The organism is Candidatus Hydrogenedentota bacterium (assembly GCA_016791475.1).
In the GTDB taxonomy this organism is placed as follows: Bacteria; Hydrogenedentota; Hydrogenedentia; order Hydrogenedentales; family JAEUWI01; genus JAEUWI01.
Map to the genome: position 1 here is coordinate 1 of JAEUWI010000333.1, position 600 is coordinate 600.

Consider the following 600-nt stretch of genomic DNA (forward strand, 5'->3'; position numbering starts at 1 on the left):
GCCTTACACAATTTTCGGCTACAAAGGCAAACAGGTGCGCGACAACATTCACGCCTACGATCTGGTCAACGCTTTCTGGCATTTCTTCCGCGCGCCGCGCGCCGGGGCCGTTTACAACATTGGCGGTTCGCGCCACAGCAACTGCTCCATGCTGGAAGCTATTAATTACATTGCCGAATTGACTGGGCGAGAATTGAATTTCACTCTCTCTGATGAAGCCCGTTCCGGCGATCACATCTGGTGGATCAGCGACGTGCGCCGCTTTCAGCGCGATTATCCCGATTGGTCGTATCGTTACGACCAACGAAGCATCATCCGCGAAATCGTCGAGGCGATTCAGGAAAGGTCGGTGGCTGCATGAAACTTTCGGTCGTCATTCCCGCCCACAACGAAGAGGGTTGCATCGAAACAACTCTGCGAAGCCTGCACACCGCGCTGAAAGCCGAAACCATTTCGCACGAATTGCTGGTCGTCAACGATGGTTCGACCGATTCGACAGAAGACATACTTCGACGCCTTCAGCAGGAAATCCCGGAATTGCGTTATTTGAACAACGGCCCTTCGCACGGGTTTGGCCTGGCGGTCAGGTGCGGACTGGAA

The 600-nt window shown here is 54.5% G+C and carries 2 protein-coding genes; both read left to right on the forward strand.

What is annotated here, in order from left to right; genetic code table 11:
* Positions 1-361: NAD-dependent epimerase (locus JNK74_29530; GenBank protein ID MBL7650315.1), on the forward strand; the 361-nt coding region annotated here is incomplete at its 5' end.
* The coding region (locus JNK74_29535; GenBank protein MBL7650316.1) for a glycosyltransferase at positions 358-600 on the forward strand (243 nt) is incomplete at its 3' end. The genes JNK74_29530 and JNK74_29535, both read left to right, overlap by 4 nt.